The 20,533-nt window shown below is 42.0% G+C and carries 16 protein-coding genes, 1 tRNA gene and 1 other RNA gene; 1 reads left to right on the top strand and 17 read right to left on the bottom strand.

The annotated features are described in order from the left end of the window. Positions 1–25: 25 nt before the first annotated feature. From SM123_RS06890 to pcrA, 3 genes are all read right to left on the bottom strand, one after another. Complete coding sequence (locus SM123_RS06890) at positions 26–469, bottom strand: GNAT family N-acetyltransferase (protein WP_320909312.1); 444 nt, start codon at positions 467–469, stop codon at positions 26–28. 9 nt (positions 470–478) lie between these two features. Further along, on the bottom strand, positions 479–1,753 hold the full coding sequence (locus tag SM123_RS06895) for a DUF2130 domain-containing protein (protein ID WP_320909313.1): 1,275 nt from the start codon (positions 1,751–1,753) through the stop codon (positions 479–481). A 367-nt stretch (positions 1,754–2,120) separates the two neighbouring features. Continuing rightward, complete coding sequence (pcrA, locus tag SM123_RS06900; protein WP_049488187.1) at positions 2,121–4,406, bottom strand: DNA helicase PcrA; 2,286 nt, start codon at positions 4,404–4,406, stop codon at positions 2,121–2,123. Positions 4,407–4,557: 151 nt separating this feature from the next. On the opposite strand from pcrA, the gene SM123_RS06905 reads away from it, so the two are divergent. Beyond that, on the top strand, positions 4,558–5,748 hold the full coding sequence (locus SM123_RS06905; protein ID WP_320909314.1) for a cation diffusion facilitator family transporter: 1,191 nt from the start codon (positions 4,558–4,560) through the stop codon (positions 5,746–5,748). A gap of 295 nt (positions 5,749–6,043) precedes the next feature. Here the strand turns inward: SM123_RS06905 and SM123_RS06910 are convergent, their stop codons facing one another. The 14 genes from SM123_RS06910 to dnaG form a co-directional block, all read right to left on the bottom strand. Then, a complete protein-coding gene (locus tag SM123_RS06910) occupies positions 6,044–6,871 on the bottom strand; it encodes an amino acid ABC transporter substrate-binding protein (RefSeq protein WP_014713119.1) in 828 nt (275 codons plus the stop codon). Between the two features lie 9 nt (positions 6,872–6,880). Next, positions 6,881–7,510, bottom strand: a complete 630-nt coding sequence (locus SM123_RS06915; protein ID WP_003014104.1) for an amino acid ABC transporter ATP-binding protein — start codon at positions 7,508–7,510, stop codon at positions 6,881–6,883. Between the two features lie 12 nt (positions 7,511–7,522). After that, complete coding sequence (locus SM123_RS06920; RefSeq protein ID WP_049490580.1) at positions 7,523–8,164, bottom strand: amino acid ABC transporter permease; 642 nt, start codon at positions 8,162–8,164, stop codon at positions 7,523–7,525. Positions 8,165–8,262: 98 nt separating this feature from the next. Then, complete coding sequence (gene lepB / locus SM123_RS06925; RefSeq protein WP_003006560.1) at positions 8,263–8,823, bottom strand: signal peptidase I; 561 nt, start codon at positions 8,821–8,823, stop codon at positions 8,263–8,265. Positions 8,824–8,987: 164 nt separating this feature from the next. Then, the gene (gene pyk / locus SM123_RS06930; protein WP_013903352.1) at positions 8,988–10,493 is read right to left on the bottom strand and encodes a pyruvate kinase; all 1,506 of its coding nucleotides are present in this window, start codon (positions 10,491–10,493) and stop codon (positions 8,988–8,990) included. A 69-nt stretch (positions 10,494–10,562) separates the two neighbouring features. Next, a complete protein-coding gene (gene pfkA, locus SM123_RS06935) occupies positions 10,563–11,576 on the bottom strand; it encodes a 6-phosphofructokinase (protein ID WP_021152956.1) in 1,014 nt (337 codons plus the stop codon). Positions 11,577–11,660: 84 nt separating this feature from the next. Next, a complete protein-coding gene (locus SM123_RS06940) occupies positions 11,661–14,762 on the bottom strand; it encodes a DNA polymerase III subunit alpha (RefSeq protein ID WP_320909315.1) in 3,102 nt (1,033 codons plus the stop codon). A gap of 83 nt (positions 14,763–14,845) precedes the next feature. Then, a tRNA-Ser gene (locus SM123_RS06945) sits at positions 14,846–14,933 on the bottom strand. A 10-nt stretch (positions 14,934–14,943) separates the two neighbouring features. Next, positions 14,944–15,292: a transfer-messenger RNA gene (gene ssrA / locus SM123_RS06950) on the bottom strand. A 102-nt stretch (positions 15,293–15,394) separates the two neighbouring features. Next, entirely contained in the window at positions 15,395–16,189 is a 795-nt protein-coding gene (locus tag SM123_RS06955) for a hypothetical protein (protein ID WP_070586565.1), read from the bottom strand. A 9-nt stretch (positions 16,190–16,198) separates the two neighbouring features. Further along, positions 16,199–16,906, bottom strand: a complete 708-nt coding sequence (locus SM123_RS06960; protein WP_118228334.1) for an ABC transporter ATP-binding protein — start codon at positions 16,904–16,906, stop codon at positions 16,199–16,201. Positions 16,907–17,074: 168 nt separating this feature from the next. Then, positions 17,075–17,404, bottom strand: coding sequence for a metal-sulfur cluster assembly factor (locus SM123_RS06965; protein ID WP_004220168.1), 330 nt, complete (start codon positions 17,402–17,404; stop codon positions 17,075–17,077). Between the two features lie 171 nt (positions 17,405–17,575). Continuing rightward, a complete protein-coding gene (rpoD, locus tag SM123_RS06970; RefSeq protein ID WP_021152924.1) occupies positions 17,576–18,685 on the bottom strand; it encodes an RNA polymerase sigma factor RpoD in 1,110 nt (369 codons plus the stop codon). 2 nt (positions 18,686–18,687) lie between these two features. Then, positions 18,688–20,466 carry a DNA primase gene (gene dnaG, locus SM123_RS06975; RefSeq protein WP_049496671.1) on the bottom strand — a complete coding sequence of 593 codons (1,779 nt, stop codon included), beginning with the start codon at positions 20,464–20,466 and terminating at the stop codon, positions 18,688–18,690. Positions 20,467–20,533: the final 67 nt, after the last annotated feature.

Here is a 20,533-nt window from a genome sequence, read left to right on the forward strand (position 1 = left end):
GTTCCCTCTACTATTTTTTCATGATTTATTTAGGTTGAGTTTTTAAATGCAAGGCAAAGCCGGCAGTCACTTTTTCAAATCCAACTGCCTGATAAAACTGATGTGCAGCATTTCGTTCAGCGGTTAATCCACTATTTAGAGCCAGTGCCTTAACTCCTTCTTTTATCGCTTGTTTTTTCAATTCATCAATTAGCCTACTAGCAATTCCTTGTCGTCTTGTTTTTTTTGCAACTGACAAAGCTAAAATACGATAGTAAGATCCATCTGTTTCAAAAAAGAAGAGCTTTGCATAACCTAAGAAACCTAAAATTTCTCCGTTTCTTTCAGCTAGAAGACAGCCATAATGTGGCTGAGAAAGAATCATTTCTAAACGTCGAGACAGCTTAGAAGCGGTCGTTGGATAGCCCAAGTCTTCGTATAGAGACAGTAGGGCTTCAGCATCTTTCAAGGTTGCTTTTCGTATCTTCATAGGATCCTCCTAGTCTTCCTTCAAGGCATCAAACTTAGCTTTCATGGTTGGATTTTTCCGTGTCAATTTTTTAACGGAAACATCATCCAACTTGTTATTAGCGAGGCGAAGTTGGTTTTCAGATGTGGTAAGAAATTTCTTGACTTCTTCCATCCGCTTGATTGCCTTGTCAATTTCATCAATGGCTTTACCGAAGTTGACCGAAGCTGAATTGTAGTTCTTAGCAAAGGCAACCTTAAAGGCATCCAAGTCTTCTTCAAAATGAGTAATATCAATGTTTTGCTCACGGATAAGCGCCAATTCTTGCTTGTATTTTAGGGAATTAAGGGCAGCATTTCGTAAGAGTCCAATCAACTGAATAAAGAATTGAGGACGCACGACGTACATTTTCTCATACTCATGACTGACATCCACAATCCCTGTGTTAAAGTAGTCATTATCGGCTTCTAACATCGATACTAATACAGCATACTCACAGTTCTTCTCACGGCGGTCCTTATCCAACTCTTTGTAGAAATCAGCATTCTTGTGCTTCTTCTCAGTTCCATCCGCTTCATTTTTCATCTCAAACATGATGGAAATGAATTCCAGCCCATTTTCATCAAAATCACGGAAGATGAAGTCTCCTTTAGAACCACGCGCAGAAATCTTGTTGTCCTTTTCAAAATAAGCATTTGGAAAGGCAAAACTACGAACCTTGTTAAACTCGCTCTCTGCATACTGTTCTAGACTTTCACCAATAGCTTTTGTAGATTGTTGTGCCTTGAAATTCTTGTAAAACTCAACTTGCTCACTAGCTGCTTTAAGCTGTGCTTCATAGTTTTGTTTAACAGAAGCAAGAGAAAGCTCGTTTTCTTTTTCTTGCAAAAGGAGCTGATTTTTGACCTGATCGCGTTCTTTTTCCAGGTCAGAAAGTGTTTTTTGTAGTTGATTCTCATGCTCCAAGCGCAAGGTGGCCAATTGATTCTCAAGAGCTTGGACCTCTTTTTCTTTTTCTAACAGACTTTGGCTAGCGCTTTGCTCTACCTCTTTTTTGGCCAATTCTTTTTCAGTATCAAACTGTTGAATCTGGTTTTGTAACTGAGCAATTTCTTGATCCTTCTTTGCTAACTTCTCTTGCTGCTCATTAAGGGCCTTTTGCTCAGCCAAAGCCAACTCTTGCCGAATTCGCTCATGAATTTCCTTGTCAAACTCTGCTGTCCGTACCTGTGACAAGAGTTCGCTGTATTGACTTTCATTGACTGTAAAAACTTCCCCACAGTTGGGGCACTTGATTTCGTTCATAGCATGCCTCTTTCTCTATTCTTAGTATATTATATCATGCCACCAGTAAAATCAAAACCAGCAAACGAAGCTTGCTGGTTTTAACTGAATATTCATTTCTCTATAGAGACTTTCCTTAAGTGAGGACGGACGGTAGCGACTCCCTTTGGGATTCCATACCTTAGATTTGAGCCTTACGTCTCAAATCTACCGAGCACCAGAAACTAATGCGTTTCTGATGCTTTCCTCACGGCGAAAAGTCTCAATCTATTTTGCACTAGTTCCAAAATATTTTTTCAATAGTCTCATTCAGTAATAACTTTAGATTTCTGAAAAGATGTTGCTTGTTTATAATCTGAAACAGTGGACTTAGCTTACTGGTCTCCACTTATTTCTTCTCAATTGGCGCGACACTGGCCAAGAGTTTCTTTAGACCCACTTCTGGGAAGTTGATCTTGAGCTCTTGGGTACTACCACTACCAGAGACTTCTAGGACAGTCCCTTCACCCCACTTCTTGTGAATGGCAATGTCGCCAATGGACCAAGCGACGCTTTCTTTAACAGCAGCTCGGTTGCTATTGCCAAAGGGGAGACTTGATGATGTGAGAGTACTTGGAGCTGCTTGTCTCTTGCGCTCTTGAAGGGCTTGTGACAGGCTCATGCCTTTTCCAAAGGTCGTTCCGCCTCCATTGCTATACGAAGCCTTAAAGCTGGTATTAACTGGACGGGCTAAGCCCTGGTAGGTCAATAAATCCGAGCTAATTTCATTGATGAAACGCGTTGGCCGGTTGTAGCTGGTCCGTCCAAAGAGCAAACGTGAGTTGGCATTGGTCAAGAAGAGAACCTTCTCTGCCCGCGTGATCCCTACATAAGCCAAGCGCCGTTCTTCCTCCAACTCATCTGGATCCTCTGCCGCACGACTAAGAGGAAAGACATTTTCTTCCATCCCAATCAAGAAGACGACTGGGAACTCCAATCCCTTGGCTGCATGAAGAGTCATCAAGGTCACTTCTGAAGTTTCTTGGGCCCCATCATCTGTATCGGCAATCAAAGCCAAATCGTTCAAGAAACGACTCAAGGTCTCCACACCTGATTCGTCGTCGACGGTTTCCCCATTTTCATCAAAATTCTTAGTAACAGACAGGAACTCTTGGATATTCTCGATGCGGGCTTGACTTTCTAGATTCCCCTGATTGGTTAGAGCCGTCATATAGCCCGTCTTATCAAGGACTTCTTCGACCAACTCTGTAATGGTCAGCTGGTCCAATCTTTCTCTCAAATCAAGAATGAGATTGGCAAAGTCCCAGATGGCTTGGGCAGCCTTTCCTTTGATGCCAGAGAGCATGATATTGGCTGAAGCATCCAGGAGTGAGGACTCTTGCATTTGAGCAAAGTCACGAATCTTATCCACTGTACCTGGCCCGATTCCCCGCTTGGGTTCATTGATAATGCGCTCAAAACTGATATTGTCACTGAGGTTGGCAATCAAGTTCAGATAAGCAATGACGTCCCGAATTTCCTTCCGGCTGTAGAACTTGGTGCCCCCTACCATGGTGTAGGGAATATTGGACTTGAGCAGGGCTTCTTCAATGGTCCGTGACTGGGCATTGGTCCGGTAGAGAACGGCAAAATCACGGTGTTTGTAGCCAGCTTCGCGACTAAGCTCTTCAATGGTTTTAGCAACAAAGACTGCTTCATCCTGCTCGTCATTAGCCCGGTAATAAACAATCTCTTCCCCGTCTTCATTTTGTGTCCAGAGATTCTTCGGACGGCGGTGGCGATTGTTTTTGATGACATCATTAGCTGCTTGCAAAATCGTCTTAGTCGAGCGGTAATTCTCTTCTAGGAGGACGACCTTAGCTTCCTTATAATCCTTCTCAAAGTCCAGGATATTCTGCATATCTGCTCCCCGCCAGCCATAAATAGACTGGTCCGCATCCCCTACAACACAGATATTTTTAAAGCGAGAAGCCAAAAGTTTGACCAATTGGTATTGGGCATGGTTAGTATCTTGGTACTCATCTACATGGATGTATTGGAACTTCTGCTGGTAATAAGTCAGCACATCAGGATGCTGGTCAAAGAGACGCAAGGTCAGCATGATCAAATCATCAAAGTCCACCGCTTCTGACTGACGGAGTTCCTTTTGGTAAGCTTCATAGCACTTGGCGACGATCTGGGTGTACATATCCCCCGCTTGGGCGGCATAAGCCACTTCATCAATTAAGTCATTCTTGGCATTGGAAATGGTCCCCAAAATGGTCCGTTCATTCCATTTCTTAGGATCCAAATTCAAAGACTTCAAGATGCGCTTCATCAAGGTCCGTTGCTCACCTGGATCGACAATGGTAAAATTGCGATTGTAGCCAATATGATCCGCATCGCGACGGAGGATACGCACACACATGGAGTGGAAGGTGGCAATCAAGCAATCTTGGGTGGCTGGATTCAATTGATAAGCCCGCTCCTTCATCTCCCGAGCGGCTTTATTGGTAAAGGTAATGGCCAAAATATTCCAAGGATTGACCATTTTTTCATCGATCAAGTAAGCGATGCGATGGGTCAAGACACGTGTCTTACCAGAACCCGCCCCCGCCATGATCAAGAGGGGACCTTCTGTCGTTTGGACCGCCTCCGCTTGGCGGTCATTCATACCATTCAATAAAGGATTCATCTCATTCTCCTCATTCATTCAATCGTTCTATTATACCACAAAAACCGACCTAGCTTCTTTTAAAAAAGACTCATTTGAATTTCCCTTCCAAAAGCGATATAATAGTAGTTTAAAGAAAACAGGTTCATATCCGAGGTTGTAGGAGGAAATTTTGGAAAAACCATACAGTAACTTAAAACTGGCCGAACGTGGTGCCATCATCAGTATTTTAGCCTATTTACTACTTTCTTCAGCAAAATTAGCTACTGGCCATCTGCTTCACTCCTCTAGTTTGGTAGCCGATGGATTTAACAACTTATCAGATATTATCAGCAATGCTGCCCTGCTCATCGGGATTCGTCTCGCTCGCCAACCTGCTGACCGTGATCACAAGTTTGGTCACTGGAAAATCGAGGATCTAGCTAGTCTAGTCACCTCCATCATTATGTTTTATGTCGGTTTTGATGTCTTACGCGATACCCTCCAAAAGATCTTCAGCAATGAAACCGTTAGCATTGATCCACTCGGTGCTGGTGTCGGAGTGGTTTCAGCCCTTGTCATGCTAGGCGTTTATTTCTACAATCTTCGCTTAGCAAAACGGGCCAAATCAAAAGCCTTAAAAGCGGCCGCAAAAGACAATCTTTCAGACGTCATCACATCTCTTGGGACGTCGATTGCGATTGCCGCTAGTGCTTTTAACTATCCAATTGTCGATAAAATCGCAGCCATCATCATCACCTTCTTTATCCTCAAAACTGCCTACGATATTTTTATGGAATCTTCCTTTAGTCTTTCAGACGGCTTTGACGATAGTCTCCTCGAAGATTACGAAAAAGCTATTTTAAAACTCCCTAAGATTGCGCGTGTGAAATCTCAACGCGGACGGACCTATGGAAGCAATATCTATCTGGACGTTGTCTTGGAAATGAATCCCGATCTTTCAGTTTATGAAAGTCATGCCATCACTGAAGAAGTCGAGGATCTCCTAAAAGAAGAATTTGGAGTCTTTGACATTGACGTCCATGTAGAACCTAGCTCAATTCCTGAAGATGAGCTGATCGAAAACGTTGAAAAGAAACTCTTGACCTACGAAAAAATCCTCTATGCTAAGCAAGAATTTGATACACTGCTAGCGGATAATTATACCTTGATTGACGATACCGGTCACGAACACAACAAGGCAGAATTAATAGAGGCTCTCGCAAGCGACCAAGTTCAATTCCAAAACTTTGAACTGGAGTCCATCAGTCAAAAAACCAAACTCATACGCTATGAACTAGACGGTCAAATCCATACCAGTCTCTGGCGTCGCCACGAAACTTGGCAGAAGATTTTCCATCAAATTACAAATAAAACAGATTAAAAAGCCAGGAAGTATTTCCTAGCTTGAGAGAGCAGCCAAACCTTATAAAAAAAGTTAATTGATCCTCTAAAAATTTTCTAATTTTTAAAATGAATCAAAAGTATACCAAAACTTTCCGCTGTGAGAAAAGTGCTAGAAACAGTGATGTTTCTAGCACTCGGGAGTTTTGAAACCTTAGGTTCAAAACTAAGTCATGGAACTTCGTAGAAGTTCGCTGACGTCCGTACTCACCTAAGGAAAGTTTTTGAGATAACTTTGTCTTTAATATAAAGCTAGGAATCATTTCCTAGCTTTTTTACTTGATATCGTCTGTTGCTACATCCGTTCCGAACCACTTCTTAGAGATCTTTTGGAACTGGCCCTTTTGATAGAGTTTTACGAAGGCTTCATCAATTTTTTTCTTCAAGGTTTTATCCGCCTTGCGCACCCCTACCGCAAAGGATTCTGTCTCAAAACCGACAGGAAAGACATTGTAGTCTTTTAAAATTCCTTCCGTTTGCAAATAATAGTTGGCATAGACACGGTCGATTAGGAGCCCATCGATCCGATCATTCTGAAGATCGATCAGCGCCTCGTTGAAACTCTGGTATTGGGTAGCCTTTTGATTTTTAACCTTATTTTTTAAGATTTTAGGATTAGCTTCAAAATCCATATAGCCAGACGATCCGGTCTGGGCACCTAATCGTTTCTCTTTCATCCCATCGACTGATTGGATCCCAGAGGCTTTCTTAGTGACCAAGACTTGTTCATTTTTCATATAGGGCTTGGTAAAAGCAACACTTTCCCGGCGTTCATCTGTTGCCGAATAGCCATTCCAGATGGCATCAATGGTACCATTTTTCAGTTCCGTCTCTTTCATATCCCAATCAATGGGTTGCCAGTTGACATGAATCCCATAAGATTCAAAGACTTGATTAGCCAAATCAATATCAAAACCAGCGTAGCTCCCATCTTTTTGTTCAAAGCCCATGGGAACGAAAGTATTATCAAAACCAATCGTGATGGACTGCTCTTTTTGGTATTTTTGCCAGTTGTCCACTTTAGGATCACTCACTGTCTGTCCACAGGCAGTCAGAAGAACGAGACTAAGGACACCTAGCAGCCATGGTATTACTCGTTTCATCCTCTCCTCCTATTTAGGCTCAACCTTGAGAAGAACATCCGCAATTGCTTCTGCAAATGGAATATCATGGGTAACAACGATCTGAGTCATCCCCAGTTCCCGGTTTTGCAAGATTAACTTCTCAACTTCTAATCGCAATTCTGGATCCAAGGCCGAAGTCGGCTCATCATAGCCAATAATTTCTGGATCGATCATCATAGCACGAGCCAGTGCCACCCGTTGCTTCTGACCACCAGATAGAGAGAAGGGATAAGCATCCGCATGTTGTTCGAGTCCCAAACGCTCCAGTAAGCTCATGGCTTTTTTACTCGCTTCTTCCTTGGTCACATTCATGGTCTTAACAGGAGACAAGATAAGGTTTTCCATGACTGATAAATGTGGAAATAATTGAAAATCTTGAAAGACAAAACCGAGAAGATTTCGTTTTTCTAAGGCATCCAGAGGCAAGTTTTCACCATTGTAGATGATCTGACCAGAATCAATGGTTTCAAGACCAGCTAGCATGCGAAGCAAAGTAGTCTTTCCTCCCCCAGAAGGACCAACAATGGCGACAATTTGTTTTTCAGGAACGAGAAGATTGAAATCTGATAAGATCTGCTTATCCCCAAACCGTTTCGAAATTTGTTTTAATTCTAACATATGCTTCTCCTCCTATTTATAATATGAAAAGTTCTTTTCAACTCGCTTAGCAATGATGGTCACGATCCCAATGAGGATTAAATAAATAGCTCCCGCTAAAAACATGGGTGCTAGACTGGCATCACGATTAGCTGCCGTCCGACTAGCCAGGATCAAATCACTAATTCCCAGAGCATAGACCAAGGAGGTGTCTTTAATCAAGGACATGACTTCATTGAAGACACTTGGAAGAACGATCTTCACCACCTGAGGTAAAATAATATATCGAATTGTTTGCCATGAACTCAATTTTAAGACCTTGGCCGCCTCATACTGACCTGTCGGAATGGCGAGAATTCCTCCACGGAAGATTTCCGCAAAATAGGCTGCATAATTGAGGGTGAAGGCTGTAATAGCCGCAGGCAACCGATCAATCCGAATCCCGATACTTGGAAGGACGTAATAAATAAAGATCAACTGAAGCAAAAGAGGAGTTCCTCGCATGATCCAGATATAAATTGTTAGGAGTCCATGCAGGATCTTTGAGCGCAATTGAAGCAAAAAGGCAACAACGATTCCTAGTGGAATCGATAAAATCAATACGAAAGCAAACACTTGCAAGGTGAGGCTTGCTCCCTTTAACAAACTTGGTAAAATTTCCAAAGCATACTGCATAGCATTCTCCTCCTAAAAAATAATTTAATGAACATCTTACCACAAAAATGGAAAAAAAACTAGTTCATTTTGATATTTATAAAAAAATAGCCTTTCGGCTATTCTTCTACTTTTATAAATCCAAATTTATTGAGAGGATAGAGACGTAGATTCACGACTCCTTCGATCTGATTTTTATGGATATAACCAAACTCACGGCTATCTTCTGTATCTCCACGGTTATCATTTAAGACTAGGTAAGTATCGGATGGTACACGACCAGCCTTGGTCCCTTTTAACTCTGATAAGAAAAAATCATCCGTATAATACCCATTACTCGTTGGAGCAGCTAGATGTTTGTTCAGCATTTTATTCAGGTAAGGTTCTGGTGTTGCCTGTCCATTCAAATAGAGGACGTCATCTACGTAGCTGACTTCGTCGTTTTCTTTGGCAATGACACGTCCAAGGTATTCTTTTCCACCGACCTTGTATAAGACCAAATCACTGCGATCTACCTGAGCATTTCTAGTCGCTACCACAAGATCTCCAGTTTTCACAGAAGCATTGGCCATTTTATCATTGATACTAAATGGATGAAATACAAAGATTCGAAGCAAAATCAGTGCCAAAACCAGTACACCGACAATGATGACATTTCTAATTAAATCTCTCCTTGGCATGTATGTCTCCCTTCCTTTTTAATTATTATACCATGTTTTTGATCTTTAAAAAAGAGAAAGTAAGCATTAGTGAGAATTCTTATCAACACACACCAGAAGAAAAAGAAAAACCTCGCGGTCAATCCTTTCGGACCAACCAGCAAGGCTTTAGATATAATTGTCTATTAACGTACTGTACGGATACGCATTGTGTTTGTACGAACAGCTTCTCCAACTGGTACACCAGCAACGATAACGATATCATCACCAGATTTAACAAGACCAGCTTCAACCGCTTTACGTTCAGCAATTTCGAACATATCGTCAGTTGATGAAGGAGCATCTGTCAACATTGGGATAACACCCCAGTTCAACATCAATCCACGTTCTGTCAATTCGTCAAATGTCAATGCCAAGATATCAGCATCTGGACGGTATTTAGAGATCAAACGTGCAGTGTGACCTGTCTTAGTCAATGTTACAACCAATTTGATATCCATTGAGTTTGTAGCATCTTTAACAGCTGAAGCCATAACTTCTGTCTTAGAGTTACGTTCGAATGAAGCTGGGTTCAAACGACCATATTCTTTCAAAAGTGTTTGAGCGTTCATGTCGATTTTCGCCATTGTAGCTACAGATTCAAGTGGGTATTTACCGTTTGCAGATTCACCTGAAAGCATTGTAGCATCAGTACCATCGATAACTGCGTTGAAGACGTCAGATACTTCTGAACGAGTTGCACGTGGTTTTTCAGTCATTGTTTCAAGCATGTTTGTTGCAGTGATAACAACTTTACCAGCAGCATTTACTTTAGAAGTAATCATTTTTTGGTAAACTGGAACCATTTCGAATGGTACTTCGATACCCATGTCACCACGAGCGATCATGATACCATCAGTAACTTCGATGATTTCATCCAAGTTTTCGATACCTTGTTGGTTTTCGATTTTCGCAAACAATTGAACGTGGCTGTTACCAGTTTCTTCACAGATAGCACGAACTTCTTGAACGTCTTTTGCAGTACGTACAAATGAGATCGCGATGAAGTTGATACCTTGTTCCAAACCGAAGCGGATATCGTCGTTATCGCGTTCAGCAAGTGCTGGGAAAGGAATCTTAGTGTTAGGGATGTTTACACCTTTTTGTTTAGCGATGATACCATCGTTTTCAACTTCAACAACAAATTCACGTTTTGCAGCGTCTTTTTCTACAACGCGAAGACCCAATTTACCATCATCAACCAATACTTGGTGACCAACTTCAACATCATCAAAGATGTCAAGCGCACCAGCAACGTTCAAAGCAATCACTTCACGAGTTGATTTGATGCCTTGTTTTGTAGCAACGCGGATACGTTCACCAGTCTTGTATGAATATTCTTTAGCTTCGCCTTCGAACAATTCAGTACGGATTTCAGGACCTTTTGTATCAAGAAGGTAACCAACTTTTTTACCAGCGATTTCTTCTGCACGTTTAACAGTCGCCATACGTTCACCTTGTTCTTGGTGGTCACCGTGTGAGAAGTTGAAACGGAAAGTGTTAGCACCAGCTTCGATCAATTTAGCAATGTTTTGTGCTGAAGCTTCAACGTCAAGTTTTTCAGCCCAGTATCCATCTTCACCGAATTTTTTACCACCACGGATTTCTACCGCAGGACCTAAAGTTGCAACGATTTTTACACGTTTGTTCATGATATATATGACTCCTTTTTAAATATATCTGTCTTTTTAAGACAAGGTTAACGAATTTATGAAATAAAATTAGATTGAAGACAAGCTACGGTTCAACTCGGCAAGACCAAGATCAGCTTTATGTGGATTGTTTACCACAATCTTACCATCTTCTGTCAAGCTAAAGAGGGCTCCTTCTTCTGCTTTACCAAGGATTGGGTTTTCAACCATTTTTTCATTACGGATACCAACGGCTACACCACCGATTCCTTGTTTCAACAATTTAACAGCGTGTGCTCCCATACGTGAAGCAAGAACACGGTCACGCGCAGTAGGTGAACCACCACGTTGGATGTGGCCAAGCTCAGTCACACGAAGGTCACTTTCATCACCAGCTTCTTTCAACGCTTTACCAAATTCATCTGCAGACATCACGCCTTCAGCCAAGATGATGATGTTGTGGGTACGACCTTTTGCGTAACCTTCTTTGATGCTCTCAACAACATCTTCGATCTTGAATCCTTCTTCAGGGATGATGATTTCATCTGCACCAGATGCAATCCCTGCCCAAAGAGCGATATCTCCGGCGTTACGTCCCATCACTTCGATAACGAAAGTACGGTGGTGACTAGATGAAGTATCACGGATCTTATCGATCGCGTCCATTGCAGTTGTGACTGCCGTATCAAAACCAATTGTAAAGTCAGTTCCGACGATATCGTTGTCGATCGTACCAGGAAGACCCACAGCTGGGAATCCAAGCTCAGTCAAGCGCATCGCACCATGGTAAGAACCATCTCCACCAATAACGACAACACCTTCGATCCCGTGTTTCTTCAATTGCTCGATCCCTTTTAATTGACCTTCGCGTTGTGCGAATTCAGGGTAACGAGCTGAATGAAGGAAGGTACCACCACGGGAAATAATATCTCCAACGGATGAGGCGTCAAGGGGCTGAATTTTACCAGCAACCATTCCCGCATATCCATCATAGATACCGAAAACTTCCATTCCTTCTGAAATTGCTTGACGAACAACTGCACGGATGGCAGCGTTCATTCCAGGGGCATCTCCACCACTAGTTAAAACAGCAATACGTTTCATTTCGTTGTTTGCTCCTTTTTTTCTTTTACATTCTACGTAATTATAACACAAAGAAGACTAAAATTCTCGTATTTTTCGCAGTTTTTACCGATAAATCGTTTTCATAACGAGATTCTTTAATTCATCTTCCAATTCTTTGTTTTTCTGGACTGTATAGCCCTTCAATTGAAGAGTTTTTTTCTCGTCTTCATAGCGTAATATTACAGGATATGGGCCCGGATATTTTTTCAAGATAGAAAGAATCGTTTTATCCTGACGATGATCGAGCAACTGGATCCAGAACTTTTCATTGGTTGCCAGTTGCGCCTCTGCTAGAATCATCTGCAAGCGCCCATCACGCTCTTGTATCTTCCCTGTCAAGTAATAAAAGCCGCCTTCTTTTATCAAGGAGGAAAATCGATTGTAGGTTTCAGGGAAAAGGGTCACATCCAATTTTTTCTTGGTATCACTGACTTGTAAGAAAGCCATGAGATCACCCGACTTGGTTCGAATGGTTCGAATGCTTTGTACCTCAATGAGAATGCGTGCCTGCTCTCCGTATATGAGTTGAGAAATTGGTTGGATCTCGTAGGGACTCGTTTGTCCAATCGCAACCAATGGGTGGGTACTGAGCCCGATGCCAATAATGGCCTCTTCCTTCTCATATTTTTCAGCTTGGCTAAAGTCCTCCGCTTCTGTCCAGGAATAGTTAGAATCCGCAAACAAACTGCCTAGCTCATCAGCAAAGACAAACAAATTCGGCAAATTGTGAAGCACCTTGCGTCTATTTTTTTCAAAAATATCAAACAATCCAAGCTCCACTAAAGGTGTTAACAGAGGTAATTTATGATACTGATTGGGGAGGCGTAAAATAAAATCTTCGACACTTTCAAAGGGACGATTATCAATGATCCAATACGCGAAATCTCTTGGGAGTCCCTTGATATTTTTCATTCCCAAGTAAATTTTTCGATCCTGGAACTTATCTCTGTAAGGGATGGTGTTGATGGATAATGGCGCGACTTTAAAATCAAACTGGAGAGCATCTGTCAGATAATCGCTACTCGAATAATTGAGCATGACATCAAAGAAAACATCTGGATAATGGACCTTGAAATAGGCCATCTGAAAGGCCAAGGCAGAATAGGCGTAGGCATGGGAACGGTTAAACCCATAGCCTGCGAATTTTTCCATGATCGCAAAGACCTCTTTGGCTTTTTCTTCCGTATGCCCAAGTTTAAGAGCACCTGAGACAAAATCGTCTTCCATCTGATGCATTTCAGCCGCATTTTTTTTGCCCATAGCCCTACGTAAAATATCGGCTTTCCCTAGACTAAAGCCTGCAAAACGCTGGGCAACCTGCATGACCTGTTCTTGGTAGAGCATGATCCCATAAGTGGGCCTTAAGATTTCTTCAATAGCTGGATCTAAAATCTCAACTTTTTCTTGGCCGTGCTTTCTTTTGACGAAATTATCAATGTAATCACTAGCCCCTGGACGATTGAGAGAGGTGGTCGCTACCACTTCTTCGAAATGATTGGGTCTCACACGTCTCAAGAGGCGAATGGCTCCAGCCTGTTCAAATTGGAAAATCCCCTTGGTATCCCCTGCAGCAAACAAGGCCAAGGTTTCTGGATCTTCTAAATCAATGGCTTCAATCACGATCTCTTCTTGGTACTTTTCATAGACGGCTTCCTTCATTTTCTGAACAAAGGTTAAATTTCGCAGACCCAAAAAGTCCATCTTCAACAGACCATTGGCTTCAACCGCATGGGCATCATACTGGGTGACAAACATGTCTTCTCCATACTTGAGAGGAATGTGATCCGTCAAATCCTGGTCACTCATCACAACCCCAGCCGCATGGATAGAGGTCTGTCTTGGTTGGCCTTCAATTCTTTTAGCAATTTCAAAGCCACGCTCAAATTCTGCTCGGCTATGAATCACTTGTCGAAAAGCTAGGTTCTGTTCATAAGCAGTCGTCAGTGTATCCCTAAAGCCAATCCGCTTGGTAATGGAAGTCAATTCATACTCAGGTACCCCAAAACGTTTGAAGACATCTCGAATGGCTTGTTTGGCCCCAAAGGTTGAAAAGGTCACGATCTGAGCTGCATGGTAACTCCCGTAACGGTCTCGCACATAGCGGATAAATTCTGGACGATAGATATCTGGAATATCAATATCAATATCCGGCATGGTGTAGCGCTCCACATTTAAAAAGCGCTCAAACAGGAGGTTTTTCTCCACAGGATCAATCCCTGTAATCCCTAGGGCATAGGCTACCAGTGAGCCTACAGCAGACCCACGTCCCATTCCCATATAATCGCCTTGACTCCGTCCGAAACGAAGAAGGTCCCAGACAATCAAGAAATAATCATCAAAGCCCATTTGGTGAATAATGTCTAATTCATGCTCCAGACGTTCTTGATAGACCGGACTGGTCAAGTTCTTTCGAAGAAGACCCGCTTGGGCTAATTCTCTCAGTTCCTCAACTGCTGATTTCTGGGGATTGAAGCGAGGCAATTTCAACTGAGTATCAATATCGTATTGAATCCCTTGGACTAGTTTTTCCAGATTTGTGATGGCTTGAGGAAATCGCTCTGCAAAATCATTCTTTAAATCCTGAGGAGTTTTTAGGACTGTTGTCGGATCAATTGGCCCTGTTTCCGTCAAGCTTTGATTGTCCTTGATGGCTGCCAGCATCTGCATGGCTTCCACATCTTCCACCTCAAAGAAACGCACAGTATGAAGAGGGAGCACAGGGTGGCTAAACTCTTGGACCGGCGTATCCGCAAAAACTCCGATGAAGTAATCTAGACCAAGCGGCAAGTCTCCACTAGCAAAAGGAGCTGGGACAATAACTGCTACGCCTTCTGTTAGGTGCTTCACATCCTCCCAATTGCTCTTCCCCATCATTTTGACGGTCGACATCTTCATCAGATTCTGGTAGCCCTTCGTGGACAGGGCGATCAGCCTAAACGGAATTGTTTCATTATCTACCTCTAATCCAATTTCTAAACCGACCAAGGGGCTGAGCTTATGGGCCTGACAGGCTTCGATAAATTCATAAGCACCATACAAATTATCTACATCCATGATTCCCAATGCGCCATACCCCATGCTTTTAGCCACTTGGACATAGTCTTTTATGGTCACAAGGCTTTCCATAAAAGTATAGACTGATTTGGTATCTAGCTGTGCAATCACTTTTTCTCCTCCCTCACTTGTCTATTTTTGGGACTCTTTTTTGTACAAAAAAACACCACTGCTACACAATGATGTCTCAACAACGGAAGACATGGGATTCGAACCCACGCACGCTTTTACACGCCTACCGCGTTTCCAACACGGCCTCTTAAGCCTCTTGAGTAATCTTCCATGAATAAAAATATGGAGCCGGTGGGAGTCGAACCCACGTCCAAACACCTGCCAGCATATTTGTCTACAACCATAGGTTATGTCTTCTTTTAACAGCTACATGACACATAACTCAAGCCCTGTACCTGCGAGTCTATCAATCTCTTATCTAACTCCTAGACCAAGCTAGATCGTATCTCGCTAAAATAAAGACCTGTCATCAAACACGAGCGATTCGAATCGGGTCACGCCTGCTGGTGTTTAGGCAGCTAAAGCGTAAGAATTATTATTTTTTGCAGTTATATTTAACTGGCGTTTTACATCCGCTAGATGAGTTGCAAAATATACCTCATAATGCCTGTCGAATCCGTAACGACCCCAAAACGAATACAATTAGTATATCAAAATGTAGCTAAAAATGCAAAAGAAAAAATTGAACAAGAAGGCTTCCATTTGGAAGTTTCTTGCTCAATTCCATATTATTATTGAAGATTCAACTTGTACTTGCTGATATAGTGAATGGTGAAGTACATAGAAACAATTTTAATGACTTCATAAATGAGACCTGGAATAAAGTTAGGTCCAAAATCATCAATATTTCCATAAACCAATGCAGACCCGACAGCATATGAATCTTTTAATGGATTAAATGCTGTACCAATGATACTTAAAACAATGCACAAGAGAAAGAAAAACAGAATAGCCTTAAATCCACGACGATTTTGGAAGAGTTGGCCAAGTGCGATCGATACATAAAATAGTAAGATTCCTGAAGCTGTGGTAAAAATCCACCAAACGATAATCCAATAAGCAATAGAATGACTAAAAGCCTCAGCGATAATACTAAATACAGGAGAGAGGTCTTGTCCAATGACAGCACCCATCACAATAATTGTGATAAAACCACTAAAAAATAGAAGGAATAGGCAGTAAAGACTCGCTACTAAAGCTCCCACAAATTTTGACAAAATGATCGCATGGGGGCTAGCTGGAAGAGTCCAGGTCAAGTAACCTTCACGTCCGTATAAGTTGGAATAGAAACGACGGATAATAATATAGTAGTTGCTAAGATAAAGACCAATGACTCCTCCAAAAATGAGAATCCCAAGAGTCCCTGTTATGATTTGCATACTATTGGTTTCCATATCCACAAAACCGTTTGTAGCACTTCCACCAATAACACCTGTAATCACTGACAAACCTAGTGCAATCAGGGTGATCAATAAATACCACTTAGCTGTCGATTTAAATTCATATTTTAATAATTTACCAAACATGGGTTCCTCCTAATAAACACGGAATTGATCACGGAAGATCTCATCGATTGATTTTCCGTGTTGATTGCGCATAACAGTCGTATTTTCATGCAAGAGGATTCTTCCTTGGTTGATGAAAATGGCCTCATCCAAAACTTGCTCAATATCCGCAATCAAGTGAGTAGAAATCAAGACAGAAGAATTTGGACGTCGGTTTTGAATAATGGTCCGCAAAATATAATCACGCGCCGCTGGGTCAACCCCACCGATTGGTTCATCAAGAACATACAAGTCAGCTTCACGACTCATCACCAAAATCAATTGCACTTTTTCCTTGTTCCCTTTTGAAAGGCTGTTCAATTTTTGATTTGGATGCAAATGCAAATCGTTGAGCAATTGGTAAGCTCGTTGGACATTAAAATCTGAATAAAAATCTTGGAAATAGCTAATAGCATCACTAATTTTTATATTTTCACTCAGATAAGTCGTATCCGGCAAATAGGAAACAACTTTTTTAGAAGCTGGGGATGGTAATTGCCCATGAATATAGATATTTCCAAGGCTTGGTTGCAATAAACCATTAATCAATTTAATGATGGTTGTTTTCCCGCTACCATTAGGCCCCAAAAGGCCAATAATACGGCCAGGTTGGATGTTCAAACTAACATCCATGAGAGCAACTTCATGCCCATAATTCTTTGTCACATGGTCCAAGTAGACCAAAGGATACTGATTCATGTAAATCTCCTTTATTTTCTATTTATGCTATTATACCTTGTCCTCTTGATGATTGCAACTTTATCTGAAAATTTGCTAAGAATTTGAAAATGGTTGTTCAAAAATACAGATGTAAACAAATCAGAGGTTAGGGAAGCCCCTAACCTCTTGTTTTCATGAATAGAATTTTTAACTAATTCCAAGTGCAATCCGTGCATAGCGGCTCATTTTTTCAACCGTCCAAGCAGGATACCAGACCAACTTCACATCCACAGACGTCACTTCTTCTACTTCTGCTAAAACATCATGAATCTGATCTGTCAGAAGATCCGCTAATGGACATCCCATGGTCGTTAAGGTCATATCAATGATGGTTGCTCCAGTTTCACCGTCAAAATGGATCTCGTAGACAAGACCTAAATTGACAATATCAATCCCAAGCTCAGGATCGATTACCTCTTCCAAAGCATTTAAAATTTTATTTTTAATTTCTTCAATTTGCTCAGTTGTATATGCCATATGACTTCCTTTTTTTGCTATTTTACTCTCGATAGAATTTCTTGGCTCGGGTTAAAAAGATCCGCAGGATCTGGCCACTCTTTGGTTTTTAGGTGGCCGTTAAAAATGTCCACTGGACCTGGGCCACTCTCTTATTTTTAGGTGGCCGTTAAAAAGATCCGCAGGATCTTTTTAATCCTCAATAAAATCACGCAATGGTTTGCTTCTGCTTGGGTGGCGGAGTTTACGGAGGGCTTTGGCTTCGATCTGACGGATCCGTTCACGGGTCACGTTGAAGACTTTACCCACATCTTCCAAGGTCCGCATTTTTCCATCATCCAAACCGAAACGTAAACGAAGTACGTTTTCTTCACGGTCTGTCAGGGTATCGAGGACTTCATCTAATTGTTCACGTAGAACCACACGAGTGGTGTAGTCTACTGGATTTTCAATCACTTCATCTTCGATGAAATCTCCCAAATGGCTATCGTCTTCTTCCCCGATTGGCGTTTCCAAAGAAACAGGCTCTTGGGCAATCTTCAAGATTTCGCGTACCTTATCAGGCGTCATATCCATGCGTTCAGCGATTTGTTCAGGCGTTGGGTCTTGTCCCAATTCTTGCAAGAGATTGCGTTGTTCACGAACCAACTTGTTAATGGTTTCCACCATGTGAACAGGGATCCGAATGGTCCGTGCTTGGTCTGCAATGGCACGAGTGATAGCCTGACGAATCCACCAAGTAGCATAGGTAGAGAACTTGAACCCTTTGGTATAGTCAAACTTATCAACGGCCTTCATCAAGCCCATATTTCCTTCTTGGATCAAATCCAAAAATTGCATTCCACGACCAACGTAACGTTTCGCAATGGATACAACCAAACGAAGGTTGGCTTCTGCAAGACGTTGCTTGGCTTCCAAGTCACCTTGTTCCACTAAGATAGCCAATTCTTGTTCTTCTTCATTTGTCAAAAGAGGAACAACCCCAATTTCTTTCAAGTACATCCGTACTGGGTCGTTGACCTTGGCAGAGTTGCTTCCAAGCAATTCCTCATCTGACAATTCTGGCTCTTCTTCATTGTTCAACACACGCGCACTTGGGTTACCATCTTTATCCGTGATCGAAATTCCTGCATCTTGAATCCGTTGCAAAAGATCTTCAATCCCATCTGCATCTAGTGTGAATGGAATAACCAACTTGTCATTAATTTCATCATCTGTTGCAGTTCCACTTTTCTTGTGGCTGCGAATAAACTCTGCAATTTGAACGTCCAATGTTGTAATATCTTTTTGTTCTTTAGCCATTCCTACTCCATTCTTCTTTTTTGAGCGATCAAACGCTCGAGTTCCAATAAAGCTTTTTCCGCATCCCCTGTCGAGGAAGCTTCCTTCACTTTATTTCCAATTTGTTGACTTTCTTTGCGAAGAAGCTCACGATTTCGCGTTTCTTCCACTTCTTCTAATTCACCATCCGCTATCTCTTCTGGCAAATCTTCTTCTACCATCCGGTACCAGGCGTGCTGGACCCCTTCAGGTTGCTCGGACAAATCCTGAGATGTGACTTCTCCATTTTGACAGAGTAATTGGTACAAGATCTGTAACTCCGGTGTGTCAAAGACAAAATCAGGTCGCAAACGGTAATCATTAAGCACCATTGGAAAATCTTTCATCCTACTTAATAAATGATTTTCCGCCTTGATCAAGCGCGTCATCCCACGATTAGGCAGGAGATCGACTGAAAAATTCGACGTTCTTGATCGTCCACCACTTTGATCCTCCTGCCGTTGATGCAAGCGACAATTATTGACAATCTGCTCAATCTGCAAATAATCAAAGTCTGGCAATAAATCTGCCAACTTATAAATATAGGTGTTTTGCGCTGTGATGGAGCGCGTCTGGGCGATCATCGGTGCCAGCTTCTCGACAAACTCAATCTGTGCCTGTAAGTTCTCAATATACTGGGGTTTCCAGTAGTGCATCAAGAATTCAACCTTACTGATCCGCGAATTCTTCAAGAGGGAAGCTAGATCTTCTGGGGAGGTCTTTTTGAGGTACTCATCGGGATCCATCTGATCAGGGATACGGACGATCTCCAACTCCAGATCCTGCAAGACATCCAAGGCCTTAGCGGTTGCTTCAAGTCCCGCCTTATCCCCATCATAGGTCAAAATGACCTTTTTGGTAAAATGAGACAGGTGCTGGACGTGCTCTGGTGTCAAGGCTGTCCCCATAGAGGCGACTGCATTTTCAATCCCAGCTCGATAAGCCGCAATGACATCCATAAAGCCTTCCATGATATACATTTCATGTTGCTTTTTGGCGCTCGTCTTAGCTTGATCCAAATGATAAAGTTCATAACTCTTATTAAATAGACGGGTACTTCGACTATTCTTGTACTTGGCTTGATGACTGCCATCATCCGTTAGTTTCCACAGTCTACCAGAAAAAGCAATGACACGTCCACTATCATCCGTCAAAGGAAACATAATCCGATCCTGAAAGGCATCAAAAACTGTTCCAGCATCTGAGATTGTGAATAACCCCGAATCGGTAATCACTTTCTCAGAGAACTTCTCAGAGAGATTTCGATAGAGATAATTCCCTTCTGCTGGGGCTAAGCCCAATTGAAAATGTCGGATGACCTCATCCGTCAATCCACGTTCATACAGATAATTTCGCGCTTCTTCTCCCATCTTTGTCGTCATCAGAATCGCCTGGTAGAACTTACTGGCTTCCTGATGAATCTCATAAAGTTCTTGGTTGGGATTGATAGACGTTGGTTGAGCCGGCCTTGCTTGGTACTGAAGCGCAATACCCGCTTTTTCTGCTACGATCTGGACCGCATCCATAAAAGCGACTCCACGGTATTCCTCAATAAACTTAAAGACATCTCCCGAGCGACCACATCCGAAACAATGGTAAAACTGCTTGTCTTCAACGACATTAAAAGAAGGAGTCTTTTCACCATGAAAAGGACAGAGCCCTAAAAAATTACGGCCAGCCTTGGTCAAAGAAACAACTTCTCCAATAACTTCAACAATGTTTACACTGTTTTTAATTTCTGCAATTAGCTCTTTATCAACCATAAACAGTGCCTCCATTTTACCATAGATTATCACTTTATATTTTATACTAAAAGTTAGTAAAAGTAAA

Origin of the sequence: Streptococcus sp. S5 (assembly GCF_034134805.1) — a bacterium.
Taxonomy (GTDB): Bacteria; Bacillota; Bacilli; order Lactobacillales; family Streptococcaceae; genus Streptococcus; species Streptococcus lingualis.